Annotated in this window: 15 protein-coding genes and 1 other annotated feature; of the genes, 7 read left to right on the plus strand and 8 right to left on the minus strand. The window is 72.0% G+C overall.

The window, feature by feature from the left end; all coding sequences use genetic code 11:
- Positions 1-6: 6 nt before the first annotated feature.
- From ACZ4A5_RS04770 to ACZ4A5_RS04785, 4 genes are all read left to right on the plus strand, one after another.
- Positions 7-1,449 (plus strand): dihydrolipoamide acetyltransferase family protein, encoded by a 1,443-nt coding sequence (locus ACZ4A5_RS04770; protein WP_467578423.1) that lies wholly within the window; start codon positions 7-9, stop codon positions 1,447-1,449.
- Between the two features lie 258 nt (positions 1,450-1,707).
- Positions 1,708-2,526: a helix-turn-helix transcriptional regulator gene (locus ACZ4A5_RS04775; protein ID WP_467578425.1), complete on the plus strand. Its 819-nt coding sequence runs from the start codon at positions 1,708-1,710 to the stop codon at positions 2,524-2,526.
- 130 nt (positions 2,527-2,656) lie between these two features.
- Positions 2,657-3,331 carry a GntR family transcriptional regulator gene (locus ACZ4A5_RS04780; RefSeq protein ID WP_467578427.1) on the plus strand — a complete coding sequence of 225 codons (675 nt, stop codon included), beginning with the start codon at positions 2,657-2,659 and terminating at the stop codon, positions 3,329-3,331.
- Positions 3,328-4,644: an MFS transporter gene (locus tag ACZ4A5_RS04785; protein ID WP_467578429.1), complete on the plus strand. Its 1,317-nt coding sequence runs from the start codon at positions 3,328-3,330 to the stop codon at positions 4,642-4,644. Before ACZ4A5_RS04780 ends, ACZ4A5_RS04785 begins: the two co-directional genes overlap by 4 nt.
- Here ACZ4A5_RS04785 and ACZ4A5_RS04790 read toward each other — a convergent pair.
- Positions 4,634-5,464, minus strand: a complete 831-nt coding sequence (locus tag ACZ4A5_RS04790; protein WP_467578432.1) for a maleylpyruvate isomerase family mycothiol-dependent enzyme — start codon at positions 5,462-5,464, stop codon at positions 4,634-4,636. The two genes, ACZ4A5_RS04785 and ACZ4A5_RS04790, sit on opposite strands and share 11 nt — an antisense overlap.
- Before the next feature lie 144 nt (positions 5,465-5,608).
- On the opposite strand from ACZ4A5_RS04790, the gene ACZ4A5_RS04795 reads away from it, so the two are divergent.
- Positions 5,609-6,388, plus strand: coding sequence for a carbon-nitrogen family hydrolase (locus ACZ4A5_RS04795; protein ID WP_467578434.1), 780 nt, complete (start codon positions 5,609-5,611; stop codon positions 6,386-6,388).
- Here the strand turns inward: ACZ4A5_RS04795 and ACZ4A5_RS04800 are convergent.
- Together ACZ4A5_RS04800 and ACZ4A5_RS04805 are read right to left on the minus strand one after the other, a co-directional pair.
- Positions 6,385-6,945, minus strand: a complete 561-nt coding sequence (locus ACZ4A5_RS04800) for a hypothetical protein (protein WP_467578436.1) — start codon at positions 6,943-6,945, stop codon at positions 6,385-6,387. The genes ACZ4A5_RS04795 and ACZ4A5_RS04800 overlap by 4 nt on opposite strands.
- Positions 6,931-7,044 (minus strand) — a sequence feature (AL1L pseudoknot). It overlaps the preceding gene by 15 nt.
- Entirely contained in the window at positions 7,002-7,328 is a 327-nt protein-coding gene (locus tag ACZ4A5_RS04805) for a transposase (RefSeq protein WP_467578438.1), read from the minus strand. It overlaps the preceding feature by 43 nt.
- 606 nt (positions 7,329-7,934) lie before the next feature.
- On the opposite strand from ACZ4A5_RS04805, the gene ACZ4A5_RS04810 reads away from it, so the two are divergent.
- Positions 7,935-9,752 (plus strand): NHL domain-containing thioredoxin family protein, encoded by a 1,818-nt coding sequence (locus tag ACZ4A5_RS04810; protein WP_467578440.1) that lies wholly within the window; start codon positions 7,935-7,937, stop codon positions 9,750-9,752.
- Positions 9,753-9,762: 10 nt separating this feature from the next.
- Here ACZ4A5_RS04810 and ACZ4A5_RS04815 read toward each other — a convergent pair whose 3' ends face one another.
- From ACZ4A5_RS04815 to ACZ4A5_RS04830, 4 genes are all read right to left on the minus strand, one after another.
- A complete protein-coding gene (locus ACZ4A5_RS04815) occupies positions 9,763-10,413 on the minus strand; it encodes a DUF4232 domain-containing protein (protein WP_467578443.1) in 651 nt (216 codons plus the stop codon).
- 161 nt (positions 10,414-10,574) lie between these two features.
- Entirely contained in the window at positions 10,575-12,410 is a 1,836-nt protein-coding gene (locus tag ACZ4A5_RS04820) for an AfsR/SARP family transcriptional regulator (RefSeq protein ID WP_467578444.1), read from the minus strand.
- Between the two features lies 1 nt (position 12,411).
- Complete coding sequence (locus ACZ4A5_RS04825) at positions 12,412-13,698, minus strand: M18 family aminopeptidase (RefSeq protein WP_467578445.1); 1,287 nt, start codon at positions 13,696-13,698, stop codon at positions 12,412-12,414.
- 132 nt (positions 13,699-13,830) lie between these two features.
- Complete coding sequence (locus ACZ4A5_RS04830) at positions 13,831-15,657, minus strand: acyl-CoA dehydrogenase (RefSeq protein ID WP_467578447.1); 1,827 nt, start codon at positions 15,655-15,657, stop codon at positions 13,831-13,833.
- 130 nt (positions 15,658-15,787) lie between these two features.
- Here ACZ4A5_RS04830 and ACZ4A5_RS04835 point away from each other — a divergent pair, with 130 nt between their 5' ends.
- The gene (locus tag ACZ4A5_RS04835; protein WP_116212775.1) at positions 15,788-16,240 is read left to right on the plus strand and encodes an SseB family protein; all 453 of its coding nucleotides are present in this window, start codon (positions 15,788-15,790) and stop codon (positions 16,238-16,240) included.
- Here the strand turns inward: ACZ4A5_RS04835 and ACZ4A5_RS04840 are convergent.
- Entirely contained in the window at positions 16,237-17,169 is a 933-nt protein-coding gene (locus ACZ4A5_RS04840) for a trypsin-like serine peptidase (RefSeq protein WP_467578449.1), read from the minus strand. The genes ACZ4A5_RS04835 and ACZ4A5_RS04840 overlap by 4 nt on opposite strands.
- Between the last annotated feature and the right edge of the window lie 88 nt (positions 17,170-17,257).

The following is a 17,257-nucleotide window of genomic DNA, read 5'->3' on the forward strand; positions in this document are numbered from 1 at the left end:
GTGACCATGACTGCAAGCACCGCCAACGGCCAGCGTTTCCGCGAGTTCAAGATGCCCGACGTGGGCGAGGGACTCACGGAGGCCGAGATCCTCAAGTGGTACGTGAACGTCGGGGACACCGTCTCCGACGGCCAGGTGGTCTGTGAGGTGGAGACCGCCAAGGCCGCCGTCGAACTGCCCATCCCCTTCGACGGCGTGGTGCACGAGCTGCGCTTCCCCGAGGGCACGACCGTCGACGTCGGCCAGGTGATCATCGCCGTCGACACCGCCCCGGGCTCCGGTCCGGTGGCGGAGGAGACCGCCGCGCCCGCCGCCGCGCCCGCGGAGCCCGAGGCCCCGGCCGCGCCGGAGCGCCAGGCCGTGCTCGTGGGGTACGGCGCCGCGCCGTCGTCCACCAAGCGCCGGCCGCGCAAGGCCGCCGCGCAGCCGTCCTCGGTGACGGCCGCCGTGCAGGCGGAGCTGAACGGCCACACGGCCGCCGCCACGGCCCCGGCGGCGGCCCCCGCGCCCATAGCGCCCGAGCCGGCCGCCCAGGCCGCCTCCGCGGGCCGCCCGCTGGCCAAGCCGCCCGTACGCAAGCTCGCCAAGGACCTCGGCATCGATCTGGCGGCCGTCGTCCCGACCGGGGCCGACGGCGTCGTCACCCGGGAAGACGTGCACGCCGCCGCCACCGCGCGCACCGCGCCCGCCCCGGCCGCGGAGGAGCCGGCGGCGGTCACGGAGGTCGCGCAGGCCCCGGCCGCCGGTGCCCGCGAGACGCGGATCCCGGTCAAGGGCGTCCGCAAGGCCACCGCCCAGGCGATGGTCGCGAGCGCCTTCACCGCGCCGCACGTCACGGAGTTCGTCACCGTCGACGTCACCCGCACGATGAAGCTCGTGCAGAAGCTCAAGGACGACCCGGACATGGCCGGGCTGCGGGTCAACCCGCTGCTGCTGGTCGCCAAGGCGCTGCTCGTGGCGATCAAGCGGAACCCGGACGTCAACGCGGCCTGGGACGAGGACAGCCAGGAGATCGTCCGCAAGCACTACGTGAATCTGGGCATCGCGGCCGCCACGCCGCGCGGCCTGATCGTGCCGAACATCAAGGACGCGGACGCCAAGACCCTGCCCGAGCTGTCGGCGGCCCTGAGCGAGCTGGTCTCCACGGCGCGGGAGGGGAAGACCGCTCCGGCCGCGATGTCCGGCGGCACGGTCACCATCACCAACGTCGGCGTCTTCGGTATCGACACCGGCACGCCCATCCTCAACCCGGGCGAGGCCGCGATCCTGGCCTTCGGCGCGATCAAGCTCCAGCCGTGGGTCCACAAGGGCAAGGTCAAGCCGCGTCATGTGACGACCCTGGCGCTGTCCTTCGACCACCGCCTGGTCGACGGCGAGCTCGGCTCGAAGGTGCTCGCCGACATCGCGGCCGTGCTGGAGAACCCGCAGCGCCTCATCACCTGGGGCTGATCTCCGGCCGGGCGGCCGATGGAGAAGAGGCCGCCCCGGGCAAAAGCGGTTGAAAAGAAAACCGTTGAAAAGCGGAAAGACAGAGGGCCCGGCCGCTTCTCTCCTCACCCCCCTCCAGTGCGGAGAGAGCAGCGTCCGGGCCCTCTGTCCTGCTACGGAGCGGCCTCGGGTCACCACCCTGGCAGGGGGTGGAATAGCCCGTGCTGGGCAAATTACCTAACATTGACCAACACTTGCAGTGTCGGATTTGGAGGGCCTGTGGAAGGCGTCGACCGGGTGGACGGCGAATCCATCAGCCGGCTTCTCCGGGCCTGGCGGGCGCGCGTCGACGCCCGCGCCGTCAGCGAGCTCCGCGGCATCGTCCCGCCCCCCGGCAAGCGCCTTTCCCAGGCCCATGTGGCCAGGCTGACCGGGGTGAGCGAGGGGTGGTACCGCGCGCTGGAGGCCGGGCGCCGCCAGGACTTCTCGGAGAGCTTCCTGCTGCGCGTGGCCCAGGCCCTGCGGCTGAGCGACGCCGAGACCCTCACCCTCTTCCTCGCCGTCTGCGGCCGCCGCCCGCCCGAACTCTCCCGTGACCACCGAGAATTGCCCAACGGCGTCAAAGCGCTGCTGGAACAGCAGGTTTCCTATCCCGCATATCTCTCCGACGTCGCCTGGAATGTCGTCGCCACGAATTCCCTCATGGGCGAGTGGTTTCCCTGGGCCCTGCGCCCCGGGGCGAATCTCATGCGGTGGGCCCTGCTCGCCCCCGAGGCGCGCGAGCAGATGCTCGACTGGGAGGACAGCTGCGCGCGCACCTATCTCGCGATGCTGCGCGTCGCCGCCAACAGCGATCCGGCCAACGCGGAACTGCGGGGGCTCGTCGAGGACATCCTCGACGCGGACGCGGACTGCCGGCGGATCTGGGCCGAGGAACACGACGTCGTCGAGCACCGCGACGGCCACGTCTTCCGGCTGCGGCTGCCGTACCACGGGCACGCGGAGGTCCGCGTGACGACGCACGTGCTGCTGCCGATACAGCGCCCGGACCTCCGCTTCGTCTTCATCACGCCGCTGGACGGCTGGCCGGGCGTCTAGGCCCCTGGCCGCCCCGGCCGTCCCTGTTTCACCCCGTCCGTCCCGTCGCCTGGACGCCCGTGGACATCTTCCTCGTCCGGATCGCGGACGCCCCCTCGTCGCGCATACGTGTTGTATCTAAGCTGTGCGCATGCCGACCGCTCCCCCCGCCGACCTGCCCCTCCCCACCAAGCAGCCCCCAGCCGCCGACCGCGTCTACGTCCACATCAAAGAAGCCGTACTCCACCGCCGCTACGAAGGCGGGACGCTGCTCACCGAAGGAGACCTGGCCGAGGCGGTCGGGGTGTCCCGGACGCCCGTGCGGGAAGCGCTGCTGCGGCTGGAGGCGGAAGGGCTGATCAAGCTCTATCCGAAGAAGGGCGCGCTGGTGCTCGCCGTGTCCGCGCAGGAGATCGCGGACGTCGTCGAGACCCGCCTGCTCGTCGAGAAGCACGCCGCGGCCAAGGCCGTCCCCGCCCCCGAGCGCCTCATCACGCGCCTGGAGGAACTCCTCGACGACATGCGGCGGCAGGCGGCCGCGGGCGACCTGGCCGCCGTCTCCGTCAGCGACCGCGCCTTCCACGCCGAGATCGTCCGCAACGCGGGCAACCAGATCCTCTCCCGCCTCTACGACCAGCTCCGCGACCGGCAGTTGCGGATGGGCGTGGCCGTCATGCACGCCCACCCCGACCGCATCGCCAAGAACCACGCCGAGCACAGCGAGATCCTCGAGGCCCTGCGCGCGGGGGACGCCCGCGCCGCCGTCGACGTCGTCGACCAGCACGTCAGCTGGGTGCGCAACCTCGCGCAGGGAGACGTCCGATGAGCCAGCCGGCCGCCGCGCTGCCCGGCGACCCGCCGGGCGGCCGGCGGGCCGTCGCGGTCTGGGGCCTCGGCGTCGGCGTCTACTTCGTCGCGATCATCTTCCGCACGAGCCTCGGCGTGGCCGGGATCGACGCCGCGGAGCGCTTCCACATCAACGCCTCCGCGCTGTCCACCTTCTCCATACTCCAACTGCTCGTCTACGCGGGCATGCAGATACCCGTCGGCCTGATGGTCGACCGGCTGGGCACGAAGAAGGTCCTCGGCCTCGGCGTCGTCCTCTTCACCGCGGGACAGCTCTCCTTCGCGCTCTCCCACTCCTACGGCACGGCCCTGGCGAGCCGCGCCCTGCTCGGCTGCGGTGACGCCATGACGTTCATCAGCGTGCTGCGCCTCGGCGCCCGCTGGTTCCCCGCCCGCCGCGGCCCGATGATCGCGCAGATCGCCGCGCTGTTCGGGATGGCGGGCAACCTCGTCTCCACCGTCGTCCTCGCCCGCCTGCTGCACAGCGAGGGCTGGACGAAGACCTTCGCGGGCAGCGCGTCCGCCGGAGTGCTCGTCCTCGTCCTGCTGCTGGTCTTCCTCAAGGACCACCCCGAGGGCCACGAACCGGTCGCCGCCCCGCACGCCGGCAAGGGATTCGTACGGCAGCAGATCCAGCGGGCCTGGCGCGAACCCGGCACCCGGCTGGGCATGTGGGTGCACTTCACCACGCAGTTCCCCGCGATGGTCTTCCTGCTGCTGTGGGGCATGCCGTTCCTGGTCGAGGCGCAGGGCCGCTCCCGCGGCACCGCCGGACTGCTGCTCACCCTCGTGGTGCTGTCGAACATGGCCGTCGGGCTGGTCTACGGGCAGATCATCGGCCGCCACCACGCCGCCCGGCTGCCGCTCGCCCTCGGCACGGTCGCGGCGACCGCCCTGCTGTGGGCGACGGTCGCCGTCTGGCCCGCGCACGCGCCCACGTGGCTGCTGATCGTGGAGTGCGTCGTCCTCGGCGCCTGCGGCCCCGCCTCGATGATCGGCTTCGACTTCGCGCGCCCGGCGAACCCGCCCGAGTGCCAGGGTACCGCGTCCGGCATCGTCAACATGGGCGGCTTCGTCGCCTCGATCACCACCCTGCTCGCCGTCGGCCTCCTGCTGGACGCGACCGGCCAGAACTACCGCGTCGCGTTCTGCTCCGTCTTCGTCCTGGAGGCGCTGGGACTGTCCCAGATCCTGCGCCTGCGGACGCCCGCGCGGCGCCGCGAGGAGGAGCGGATCGTGGCGTCGAGGGTGGCGACGGTGCACGTCCCGGTCACGGGGCGGCTCACGGGGTGATCGAGAACTCCCGCAGGATCGCCCGGGCCAGGCGCGGCTCGCCCTCGACCTTGACGAGATCCGCCGCCGCGTCCGGCCTCAGACGCCCGCACGCCAGCCGGGCGTAGGTCTCCCAGTCCATGCCCAGGGTCACCGTGGGGCCGAGCGACACACTGCTGTCGATCTTCCCCCGGCCCTGGGCGTCGACCCGCACGGTCCGCAGGAACTCCAGCGGGCCGTGCACATCGAAGACCACCGCCGAGCCCGGCGGGGCGGCGGCGTCCTTGGCGACGACCTTCGGCAGCGAGGCCAGCAGGAAGTCACGGCTGAGGACAGCGGCCGGCGAGTCGAGATTGCCGGGCATCCCGAGCGCGCGCCGCAGGTCCTGCTCGTGCGTCCACACGTCGAAGGCCCGTACGGTCAGGGCGCGTTCGAGCGGCTGGTCGTTGCCCGAGCCCAGCGGCCAGCGCACCGGCGTCTGCGGCCCCCGGTGCTCGTTCCGCAGCTGCCGGCAGCGCCGCAGGATGATGAGGTCCAGCTCGGAGGTCATCTCCAGGGCGGTGTGACAGCGCCGCACGTCGACCTGCACCTCGATATAGCGCGAGAACTCGTCGGTGACGTGGTAGAGATCGCGCGGCAGCGTGTGGATCGGCCGTGGTTCGCCCAGGAATTCGGTTTCCACGCCGATGACGTGGGAGACCACATCGCGCACCGACCACCCGGGGCACTCGGTGGGCCTGTTCCAGTCGCTCTCGGCAAGCGGTCTCACCAACTCGTGGATCGCTTCGATGGAGTGGGTCCAGGCGTCGATGACGGGCTGCAGACTGGGGTGGACGGTCACGGAATCCCTCGGGCGGTGCGTGCGCGGATTGGCTGCTCGTGCTGCGTCGGCTGCGGGGCAAGTGCTCTTCGGGTGTTCAGCAGTTAAGTTACGCTGCGCACGGGCAGGCTGGCAGTGGTTTCGGACGCTGAGATTGGTGGTACCGTGCGCGTCTCGTTGATCCAGGTGGACGTCTCCGACGCGGAGCTGGCCGGCGCGCGGCGCTCGCGCGTGGCCGGGCTCGTACGCGAACAGCGGGGCAGTGACCTCGTGGTGCTGCCCGAACTGTGGCACGTGGGCGCCTTCGCCTACGAGTCCTTCGCCACCGGCGCCGAGGCCCTGGACGGACCCACCACGCGTGCGATGGCCGACGCCGCGCGCGACGCGCGTGTCTGGCTGCACGCCGGTTCGATCGCCGAACTGGCGGAGTCCGGCACGGTCTTCAACACCTCCCTGGTCTTCTCGCCCGAGGGCGAGCTCGTCCGCACCTACCGCAAGATCCACCGCTTCGGCTTCGACCAGGGCGAGGCCGTCCTGATGGGGGCGGGCACGGAGCTCGTCACCGTCTCCCTGCCGGAGACCACGCTGGGCCTGGCCACCTGCTACGACCTGCGTTTCCCCGAGCTTTTCCGCGCGCTGGTCGACGCCGGTGCCCAGACCCTCGTCGTCCCGGCCGGCTGGCCGGAGCGCCGCCGCGACCACTGGACGCTGCTGGCCCGCGCCAGGGCGGTGGAGAACCAGTCGTACGTCCTCGCCTGCGGCACGGCGGGCACCCACGCGGGCGTCCCCCAGGCCGGCCACAGCCTGATCGTCGACCCCTGGGGCGAGACGCTGGCGCAGGCGGGTCCGGCCGAGGAAGTCCTCACGGCGGAGCTGGACATGGCGAAGGTCGCGAAGACGCGGGAGTCCTTCCCGGCGCTGAAGGACCGCGTGCTGGGGCGCTAGCCGTCAGGCGACCGCTCCGCTTCCAGCAGCCTCTTGGCCACTTCGTCGTTGTGCTGCGAGACCCACGCCCACGTCTTCCCGGCCACCGCCTCCGGGGAGTACACGTCCTGCTGCCGGCGCAGGAATTCCCGGTAGTCGCTGCTGTGCGCGTGCATCGTGCGCTCCAGGGCGACGTCACCGGCGGTGGCGACGGCGCGCACCGCGTCGGTCCGCTGGAGCCGGTGCGTGCAGCGGATCTCCGCCCTGAGCGGGACGCCCGCGCCGAGCCGTCGGCCGAAGGGGTTCTCCAGGGCCAGCTCCAGTGCGGCGAAGACGAACTCGGGGCGGATGTCCTCCTTGATGCACCAGGCGAGGACGGCGGACGAGGAGAGGTCCAGCACGAAGATCGCGTAGAGCGTGCCGGAGGGGCTGCCGGCCCTCGGGGAGTCCAGCAGGGTGTAGTCGACAGCCAGGGTCCTGACGGAGCCGGGCGGCCGTGCGGACTCCGCCGGCGGACGTTTCCTCCGCGCCGCGCGCCGGGCGCTGTGCGCGTAGTAGGTGGACGGGGCGATCCCCAAGGTGCGGCAGATCGGCTCGACCCCGAACTCCTCCCGGCGGTGGTCGACGAACGCGGTCAGCGTCCCGCGCGCGGGTCGAGCTCCCGGGCGATAAAACCCCCTGCCTCCAGCAGGATCTTGTTGGCCCGCTTCACCTCGGCGAGCTCCTTCTCCAGCGCCGTGATGCGCTGGGCGTGCGAGGTGGACCTGCCCGGCCGGATCCCGGAGTCGACCTCGCCCTGGCGTATCCACGCGCGGAGCGTCTCGCGGCCGACGCCGAGCGCCCGGGAGACCTCGGAGACCGAGCCGTAGGGCGTGCCGTTGCGGCGGCGCAGGTCGTGGACCATGCGCATGGCCTCCTGCCGCAGCTCGGGCGGATATTTCCTGCGGGCGGGCATGGACATACCCCATTCCAGCTTTGGGAGTCTCCGGGGAGCCTCATTCCAATCTGCAATCACTACGAAAAACCAGTCTGCCCCGCTCAGTTGGGCGGCGGGTATCTTGCGACCCCTGGCGAAGCGGTGGCGAACTTCTGGATGTGGCGTGTGCCCCTGAGGCGCCTGCATAAGGTTCCAGCGCGGAGTTGTCGACGTCCGCGGAACATGCGCTGTCCACCCGTGCCGTATCCATTCGCTCGCACGCACGGAGGTGACATGCATGGCAGCTGACCGACGGCAACCATGCGGATGGCGAAAGACCCCGCTCGGGATCCTGCTCGCCGTGGTGTCGTTCCTGACCAACATCGCTCGACTGGTACTCGAGCTGGTCGGACACCACAGCGGATCCTGACGGGGTCTCCTCGCGAAATCCCGGGGAGTCGTACTGCTGTGCGGCTCCCCGGCCCTGTTCCTGGAGCCCGGCTCCGGAACACGTCAACTCTAGGTGCTCCTGCAGGCCCGCGGAGCGGAAAACAGGGCAACGGCCCGGACTGTCCGTGCCGTGTCCCCTTACCGTCCGCCAGGTCAAGCGCTTGTGGTCGCGCGTTCACACCGGGATGGCACCCTTGAACCATGAACAATGCCTCGCCCGCTCCCCGCAGCGCCCGGGTCCGCGCCCCCGAACTCATCGGCAAGGGCGGCTGGCTCAACACCGGCGGAACCGAACTCACCCTCGCCGACCTGCGAGGACGCATCGTGATCCTCGATTTCTGGACGTTCTGCTGCGTGAACTGCCTGCACGTCCTCGACGAGCTGCGCGAGCTGGAGGAGAAGCACCGCGACACCGTGGTGATCATCGGCGTGCACTCGCCGAAGTTCGTGCACGAGGCCGAGCACCAGGCCGTGGTCGACGCCGTCGAGCGGTACGAGGTGCACCACCCCGTCCTGGACGACCCCGAGCTCGCGACGTGGAAGCAGTACGCCGTGCGCGCCTGGCCCACGCTCGTCGTGATCGACCCGGAGGGCTATGTCGTCGCCCAGCACGCCGGCGAGGGGCACGCGCACGCCCTCGAGGCACTGGTGGGCGAGCTGGAGGCGGAGCACGGGGCCAAGGGGACGCTGCGGCGCGGTGAGGGGCCGTATGTCGCGCCCGAGCCCGTCGCCACCGATCTCCGCTTCCCCGGCAAGGCCGTGCGGCTGCCCGGCGGCACCTTCCTCGTCTCGGACTCCACCCGCCACCAGCTCGTGGAGCTCGCGGCCGACGCCGAGACCGTCGTGCGCCGCGTCGGCACCGGCGAGCGCGGCTTCGGGCCCGAGAGCCTCAGCGAGCCCCAGGGCCTCGCGCTGCTGCCCGGGGGCACGGTCGTCGTCGCCGACACCGTGAACCACGCGCTGCGGGCGTACGACCCGCTGACCGGCGCGCTCACCACCCTCGCCGGGACGGGCAGGCAGTGGATGCAGGGGCAGCCCACCTCGGGACCCGCGACGGAGATCAGCCTCTCCTCGCCCTGGGACGTGGCCTGGTTCGCCGGCCGCGTCTGGATCGCCATGGCGGGCGTCCACCAGCTGTGGACGTACGACCCGGAGACCGGCACCGTCGAGGTCGCGGCGGGCACGACCAACGAGGGCCTGGTCGACGGGCCGGCGGCCGAGGCGTGGTTCGCGCAGCCGTCCGGGCTCGCCGCGGCCGGCGACCGGCTGTGGGTGGCCGACTCCGAGACCTCCGCCCTGCGCTGGGTCGAGCGGGACGGCGACGGCTTCGCCGTCCGCACCGCCGTCGGCACCGGCCTCTTCGACTTCGGGCACCGCGACGGCGCCGCCGCGCAGGCGCTCTTCCAGCACCCCCTGGGCGTGACCGCGCTCCCCGACGGCTCCGTCGCCGTCTGCGACACCTACAACCACGCGCTGCGCCGCTTCGACCCGGCCACGGGCGAGGTGACGACGCTCGCGACCGACCTGCGCGAGCCGTCCGCCGCCGTGCTCGCCGACGACGACATCGTGGTCGTGGAGTCCGCCCGGCACCGCCTGACGCGGCTGCGGCTGCCCGAGGAGGCCGTACGGGTCGAGGCCGTCGCCCACCGCACGCGGCGCGCCGCCACGGAGGTCGCCCCCGGACGGCTGCGGCTCGACGTCGTCTTCCAGGCCCCGGCCGGCCAGAAGCTCGACACCCGCTACGGCCCGTCCACCCGCCTGCTCGTCAGCTCCACCCCGCCGGAGCTCCTGGCGGAGGGCGCGGGCGCGGGCACCGACCTGGGCCGCGACCTCGTCCTGGCGGACGGCGTGACCGGGGGCGTCCTGCACGTGTCGGCGATGGCCGCCTCCTGCGACGACGACCCGGACAACGAGTACCCGGCGTGCCATATGCATCAGCAGGACTGGGGCGTGCCTCTGAGCGTGGTGGAGGGCGGGGTCTCCCGGCTGCCGCTGGTGCTGGCCGGACTGGACGGCTGAGGCCGTCCGGCTACCACTTCAGCGCCGCGGGCGAACCGCTCTGCCAGTACGTGACGCGCGCCGAGTCGTCGACGTGGACCTTGCCTCCGGGCAGGTCCACCGACGCCTGGTCGCCGACGCTGCCGTTCCCGTCCGAGCCCTGGAAGGAGACGCCCAGCTTCTTGGCGTCCCGGCCGGCACCGCCCGAGCCGTCCGCGGCCGAGGTGATGACGCCCGCGTAGGCCGCCTTGCCCGGCGCCAGCGTGATGACGCCCTGCGGGCGGCTCTCCTCCACGGCGCCCGCGGTCGCCTGGTCGGCGTCGAAGCGGATGAACGGGAAGTTGTACGCGTGGCAGGGGCTCTTCGAGGTGTTGGTGGCCACGATGAGCAGGTGGTTGACCGGCGTCTGGACGGCCTTCGCCTCCACCTTGACGTTCGCGGCCGTGCAGGTGCCCTTGGCCCCGTTCTTGCCGTCCTTGGAGGCCGTGGCCGCCTGTGCCGAGTCCGCCTGGCCCGAGTCGTCCGCCGACTGACCCTGCTCCTGCCCGTCGGCCGCCGAGGTGTCGGCCTTCCCGCTGGTCTTGGCACCCGAACCGTCGCTGCCGCCGCAGGCGGTGAGGGTGAGGGCCGCCGCCGCGGTGAGGGCGGCCGCGGCAAGGCGCAGGGAGCGGGTACGAGTCATGGTGGATCCCCCGATGGGATGTCGGCCGGTCGGTACGGCATGGATCATTCCGCAGCGCATTGGCGAACCGCTAACGCTCCGCTAACGTTTCGGCATTGGGTGCCCCGAATGTGTGGTCTTGCCCCGGGCTTGCCCGCGCCCTGTTCGAACCCGCGCCGGAATCAGTCGCCCGGCTCCTGCGCGGGCCGCTGCGCGAAGAGCTTGACCAGGTCGCTCATGACGTACCGGCCCGTCGCCTCCTCGTCCACCAGGTGCATCTCCGCCAGCCGGTCCAGGCCGTAGCGCGTCACATCGGGGTCGGCGCCCGCGAGCGCGGCGACGGCGGAGGCGTCCACGACGCGCGTGAAGCCCGTGCCCAGCGCGCTCAGGAGCCGGGCGTCGTCCTCCGACAGGCGGGCCGCGGAGGCGCGCAGGGCCGCCGCCACGCCCGTGTCCTCGGCGGACAGCAGGGCCAGCCGCTGGCGCTCGTCCCGCAGCGCCGCGGCGAGCCGGCCCAGCCGCCAGCGCGGACGGGCCGTCAGCTGGGCGGCCGCGGCCCGCAGCGCGAGCGGCAGCCCGTCGCAGAGCGCGACCAGTTCGGCCGCCGCGTCCGGATCCTCGGCGACCCGGTCGGGCCCGAGGACCGTGCCCAGCAGGGCCACCCCGTCCTCCGTGCCGAGCGAGCGCAGCCGCAGCGGCCGGGCCGAGTCCGTCGCCACCAGGCCGTCGAGCCGGCTGCGGCTGGTGACGATCGTCGCGCACCGCGCACCGGCCGGCAGCAGCGGCCGCACCTGGGCGGAGCTGCGCGCGTTGTCGAGCACGACGAGCAACTGACGCCCGGCCACGAGCGAGCGGTAGAGCGCGGACGCGGCCTGCGGCGAGGCGGGTATGCGGTCACCCGGTGTGCCGAGCGCCAGCAGGAACTCCCGCAGCACCTCGCAGGGCTGCGCCTCCTCGCCGCCGCTGAACCCCCGCAGATCGGCGAAGAGCCGGCCGCCGGGGAACGCGTCGCCGTGGACATGTGCCCAGTGCGCGGCGAACGCGCTCTTCCCCACCCCCGCGGGCCCGGTGACGAGCGCGACCTCACCGGCCGCGGGCACGGGCGCCGCGCCGGGCCCGCTCAGGAGCCGCGTCAGCCCGGCGAGTTCGAGGTCGCGGCCGAGGAACCCCGCGGGCCGCCGGGGCAGCAGCTGCGGAGTCGCCCAGGGCCCCGGTGACGCTTGCGGCCGGCCGGCGCCGTCGGCCGGCCACCGCCCGCCGCGCGCGTCCCCGCCGCCCGCCGCGGGCGCGAGCATGCGCGCGTAGGCCGCGCGCAGCGCCTCGCCCGGGCCCACCCCCAGATCGTCCGCGAGCAGGCGCCGCGTGCGGTGGAACCACTCGATCGCCTCGGACTGACGGCCCGCGCCGTACAGCGCGAGCATCAGCGTGGCGACGAGGGACTCCCGCAGAGGATGGCCGACGGCCTCCGGCAGCAGGGCGGCGGCCGCGTGGTCGTGCGCGCCCAGCGCGCCGTACGCGCGCGCGAGCGCCTCGACGGCCGTCAGCCGCCGCTCGTCCAGGGCGTGCGCGGCGGCGGCGAGCGGCGGCGTGAGGACCGTGCCGGTCAGCGCCGGGCCGTGCCACAGGCCCAGCGCCTCCCGGAGCAGCCCCACCGCCTCCTCCGGCGCCTCCTCCGGGCGCGCGCGGGCGATGAGTTCGCCGAAGCGGTACGTGTCGACGGCCGGCTCCGGCAGCCGCAGCAGATACGCCGAACCGTGCGTGGCCAGCGACACCCCGTACGCGTCGGCGCCCGCCTCCGCCAGGGTCGCCCGGAGCCGCGAGACATGGCCCTGGACCACCGTGCGGGCGTGGGCGGGCGGCGCGTCCTCCCAGACCGAGTCGATCAACTGCGCCACGGAGACCGTCGTGTTGGGCTGCAACAGCAGCATGGCGAGCACGCTGCGCCGTTTGGCGGGGCCCAGCGGGAGCTCACCGCAGGCGGCGGTGGCGGTGACCGGACCCAGCAGGGAGAACTCCAAATCAGCCCTCCAGGAAGGCCGTCAGCGCGGCGGCCAGCAGGTGCGGGTCGTCCGCGCCGCACAGCTCGCGCGCGGAGTGCATGGACAGGCAGGCGATGCCGATGTCGACGGTGGAGATGCCGTGGCGGGCGGCGGTGATGGGACCGATGGTGGTGCCGCAGGGCATGGAGTTGTTGGAGACGAAGTGCTGCCACGGCACGCCGGCCCGCTCGCACGCGGCGGCGAAGACGGCCCGGCCGCCGCCGTCGGTCGCGTACCGCTGATTGACGTTGGTCTTCAGGATCGGCCCGCCGTTGGGCACCGGGTGGTGGCCCGGGTCGTGGTGCTCCGCGTAGTTGGGGTGCACCGCGTGGCCGGTGTCGGAGGAGAGGCAGACGGTGCCGGCGAAGGCGCGCGCCTTGTCCTCGTACGAGCCGCCGCGGGCGAAGACGGACCGCTCCAGCACCGTGCCCAGCAGCGGGCCGTCCGCGCCGGTGTCGGACTGGCTGCCGTTCTCCTCGTGGTCGAAGGCGGCCAGCACCGGGATGTACGCCAGGTGCTCGCCGGCCGCGGCGGCCAGCGCGGCCGCGCCCGCGTGCACGGACAGCAGGTTGTCCAGGCGCGGCGCGGCGAGGAGTTCGCGGTCGTGGCCGAGGTAGGCGGGCGGCTCCACACTGTGGACCATCAGGTCCCAGCCGGCGATCTCCTCGGCGGCCAGGTCGGCCTCGTCGGCGACGAAGCGGATGAGGTCGCCCTCGCGCGGCTCGCCCAGGCCCCAGACCGGCGTCATGTGCCGCTGCCTGTCGAGCTTGAGGCTGTCGTTGACACCCCGGTCGAGGTGGATGGCGAGCTGCGGCACGCGCAGCAGCGGGCGGTCCACGTTGACGAGGTGGTGGCTGCCGTCGCGCAGGGTCACCCGGCCGGAGAGGCCGAGGTCGCGGTCGAGCCAGGTGTTGAGCAGCGTGCCGCCGTAGATCTCGACGGCGACCTGGCGCCAGCCGTGCGCACCGGTGTCGGGCAGCGGCTTGACGCGGAGGTTGGGCGAGTCGGTGTGCGCGCCGATGATGCGGAAGGGGGTGGCGGCTGTCGCGCCCTCAGGTACGTACCAGGCGATGAGGGCGCCCCCGCGCAGCACGAACTTCCCACCTGTCGACGCGTCCCACGCGTCGGTCTCCGCGATCTGGCGGAAGCCCGCTTTCTCCAGTCGTGCGGCCGTGTTGGCCACCGCGTGGTACGGGGAGGGGCTGGCGGCGAGGAAGGAGATCAGGTCGTCGGTGTGGCCGCGGTCGAAGCGGTGCGCAGGGCTCATGGCCTCAGGATAAGGACAACGGGCCCGCTGCCCCCGGGAGGGAGAGCGGGCCCGTGGCCGGTGCGCGGAAGCGGTGCGCCGTGACGGTCAGCGGAACCTTACGGTCCGGTCGCGTGCCGCGCGCGGGGTGCCTCAGAAGGCGGACTCGTCCAGCTCCATCAGGGAGTTGTCGATGGACTCGGCGAGGCCGCGCTCCAGGGAGACGCCCGGCAGGATGTTGTGGGCGAAGAACTTCGCCGCCGCGATCTTGCCCTCGTAGAACGCCTTGTCCTTGGAGGAGGCGGTCGGCAGCTTCTCGGCGGCCACGGCCGCGCCGCGCAGCAGGAGGTAGCCGACGACGACGTCGCCGGAGGCCATCAGCAGGCGGGTGGTGTTGAGGCCGACCTTGTAGATGTTCTTGACGTCCTCGCCGGTGGCGGTGAGGTCGGTGATCATCTTGCCGACGATCGCCTCCAGGTCCACCGCGGCCTTGGCGAGCGAGCCGCGCGCGGCGGCCAGCTCCTCGCCGCCGGCCTCGGAGGCCAGGAACTTCTTGATCTCCTCGGCCAGGGTGTTCAGGGACTGGCCCTGGTCGCGGACGATCTTCCGGAAGAAGAAGTCCTGGCCCTGGATGGCGGTCGTGCCCTCGTAGAGCGTGTCGATCTTCGAGTCACGGATGTACTGCTCGATCGGGTACTCCTGGAGGTACCCGGAGCCGCCGAAGGTCTGCAGCGACTGCGCGAGCAGCTCGTAGGACTTCTCCGAGCCGTAGCCCTTCACGATCGGCAGGAGCAGGTCGTTGAGGCCGTGCAGCGCCTTGGTGTCCTCGCCCGCGTGCTCCTTGACCAGGATGTCGTCCTGGACGGCGGCGGTGTGCAGGACGAGGGCGCGCATGCCCTCCGCGTACGCCTTCTGCGTCATCAGGGAGCGGCGCACGTCGGGGTGGTGCGTGATGGTGACCTTGGGCGCGGTCTTGTCCATGAAGTTGGCCAGGTCCGGGCCCTGCACGCGCTCCTTGGCGTACTCCAGCGCGTTGAGGTAGCCGGTGGAGAGGGTGGCGATGGCCTTCGTGCCGACCATCATCCGGGCGAACTCGATGATCATGAACATCTGGCGGATGCCGTCGTGCTTCTCGCCGATGAGCCAGCCCTTGGCGGGGTGCTTGTCGCCGAAGGTCATCTCGCAGGTGTTGGACGCCTTGAGGCCCATCTTGTGCTCGACGTTGGTGGCGTAGACGCCGTTGCGCTCGCCCAGCTCGCCGGTCTCGAAGTCGAACTCGTACTTCGGCACGAGGAAGAGCGACAGGCCCTTGGTGCCCGGGCCGTGGCCCTCGGGGCGGGCGAGGACGTAGTGGAGGATGTTGTCCGCCATGTCGTGCTCACCGGAGGTGATGAAGCGCTTCACGCCCTCGATGTGCCAGGAGCCGTCCTCCTGCTTGACCGCCTTGGTGCGGCCGGCGCCCACGTCCGAGCCGGCGTCCGGCTCGGTCAGCACCATGGTGGAGCCCCACTGCTTCTCCACCGCGATCTTCGCGATGTGCTTCTGCTGCTCGGTGCCCTCCTCGAAGAGCACGCCCGCGAAGGCGGGACCGGAGGAGTACATCCACACGGCCGGGTTCGAGCCGAGGATCGTCTCCGCGAAGCCCCACAGGAGCGAACGCGGCGCGGTCGTGCCGCCGATCTCCTCCGGGATGCCCAGACGCCACCACTCGGCGTCCATGTACGCCTGGTAGCTCTTCTTGAAGGTGTCCGGAATCGGGGCGGTGTTGGTCTCGGGGTCGAACACCGGCGGGTTGCGGTCGGTGTCGGCGTAGGACTCCGCGAGCTCGTTCTCGGAGAGGCGCGTGATCTCCGAGAGGATGTCCTTGGCGGTCTCGACGTCCATCTCCGCGAACGGGCCGGAGCCGTACAGCTTGTCGCGGCCGAGCACCTCGAAGAGGTTGAACTCGATGTCGCGGAGATTCGACTTGTAGTGGCCCATGACAACGGCTCCGTAAGACTGGGAGAGGTAGACCTCAAATACGTACCGGGCAGTAATTTCCATGATGCTACCCACCGGTAATAAGACGCAACCCCTGATCGTCCAACTGTGACTGAGTACGCTTTGGCGCATGTACGGCTACGACCAGAACGCGGGAACGCAGGGCTACGCACCGCCGCAGCAGCCCGGGGGCTACGGCGAGCAGCCGCTCTACCCCGAGCCGTCCCCGCCGTCGCTCGCCGACGCGGTCCGGGCCTTCACCACGGGGTCGATGTCCGCGGAGGACTTCCAGGTCGTCTTCTCGAGCTCGAAGGTCTACTGCCCGCGCGGTGACAACCCCGGCTTCCTCGCCCTGCACAACACCCAGCAGCCGGTGATCCCGATGTTCACCTCGCTCAAGGAGCTGCGGCGGTACGCGGGCAAGGAGTCGAAGTACTTCGTGATCACCGGTGCCGAGGTCATAGACCTCCTGCCGACCGGCTACGGCTTCGTCCTCGACATGGAGGGCGACCACCGCATGGTCTTCGACGCGAAGGCGGTCGAGCAGATGGTCGACTTCGCGATGCGCCGGATGTACGGCTAGGCCGTGGCCCTGCGGTAGAGCGCCGCCACGTCGTCGCCGAAGTACGAGCTGTACGACGTCTCGTCGTCGCCGCCCTCCTGGTGGCCGCCCACGACGCCGTCGACCGTGCCCAGGCCCGTCCTGGGGTCGACGTCCGTGAGGATCGGGCCGCCGCTCGTGCCGTTCGTCAGGCCGCGGCAGTCGAAGCGGAGCTGGGTGGGGCTGTAACTGGCGGTCGCGTTCTGGCAGGCGACCGGGGTCTCCGCCTCCGCCGGGTAGCCGATCAGCCGTGCCGGCCGCCCCACGGCCGGTTTCAGGCCGAGCTTCTCCGCGCCGGTGACGCGCTCGATCGGTGTCCGGTCGCCGACCTTGCGGACGCGCAGGAAGGCGACGTCGTGGTCCGGGTCGCGGTCCGCCGACCACTCCGGGTCGATGTCGATGGAGACCGGCACCCACACGCCGTACGGCGCGACCCCGTCGTGATAGCCCGGGGCGAAGGCGATGTCCGTACGGAAGCCGTCCTGGTGGACGCAGTGCGCGGCGGTGAGCACGAGATCGCCCTTGGGGCTGTGCACGACGCTCGCGGTGCAGCCGTGGCCCGGCGTGCCCTCGCCGGTGTAGAAGAGCGGCCCGACCGCGGGTGACGGCTTGATCCCGGACGCCTCCAGCGGCTCCGAGGCGGGCAGCGGGTCCGGGCCTTCCGCGAGCGCGGCCTCCGGGTGCGCCGGGGCGGCCGGTTCGCTGCGCACCGCCGCGAGCAGCGCCTTCGACGCGGCGTCGCCCGCCGCCTCCGGCTGCGCGTAGTGCCCCGCGGCGTCGCCCTCCGCGACGGGCGCGTCCGTGGCGATCCCGTGCTTGGCCATCATCAGCGCGAGGGCGCCCAGGGCCAGGACTGCGGCGATCAGGGCGGAGAGGGCGGCCGGGCCGGGTCCACGGACGTTCAGGCGCATTGATCCAGTGTCCATGGTCGGCGGTGGCGTCCGGTGCGCGGGAATGCGGAACCCCTTGCCAGTTGTTCATCCTTCAACTAACTTGGAG

This window comes from Streptomyces sp. NPDC025618 (assembly GCF_055558795.1).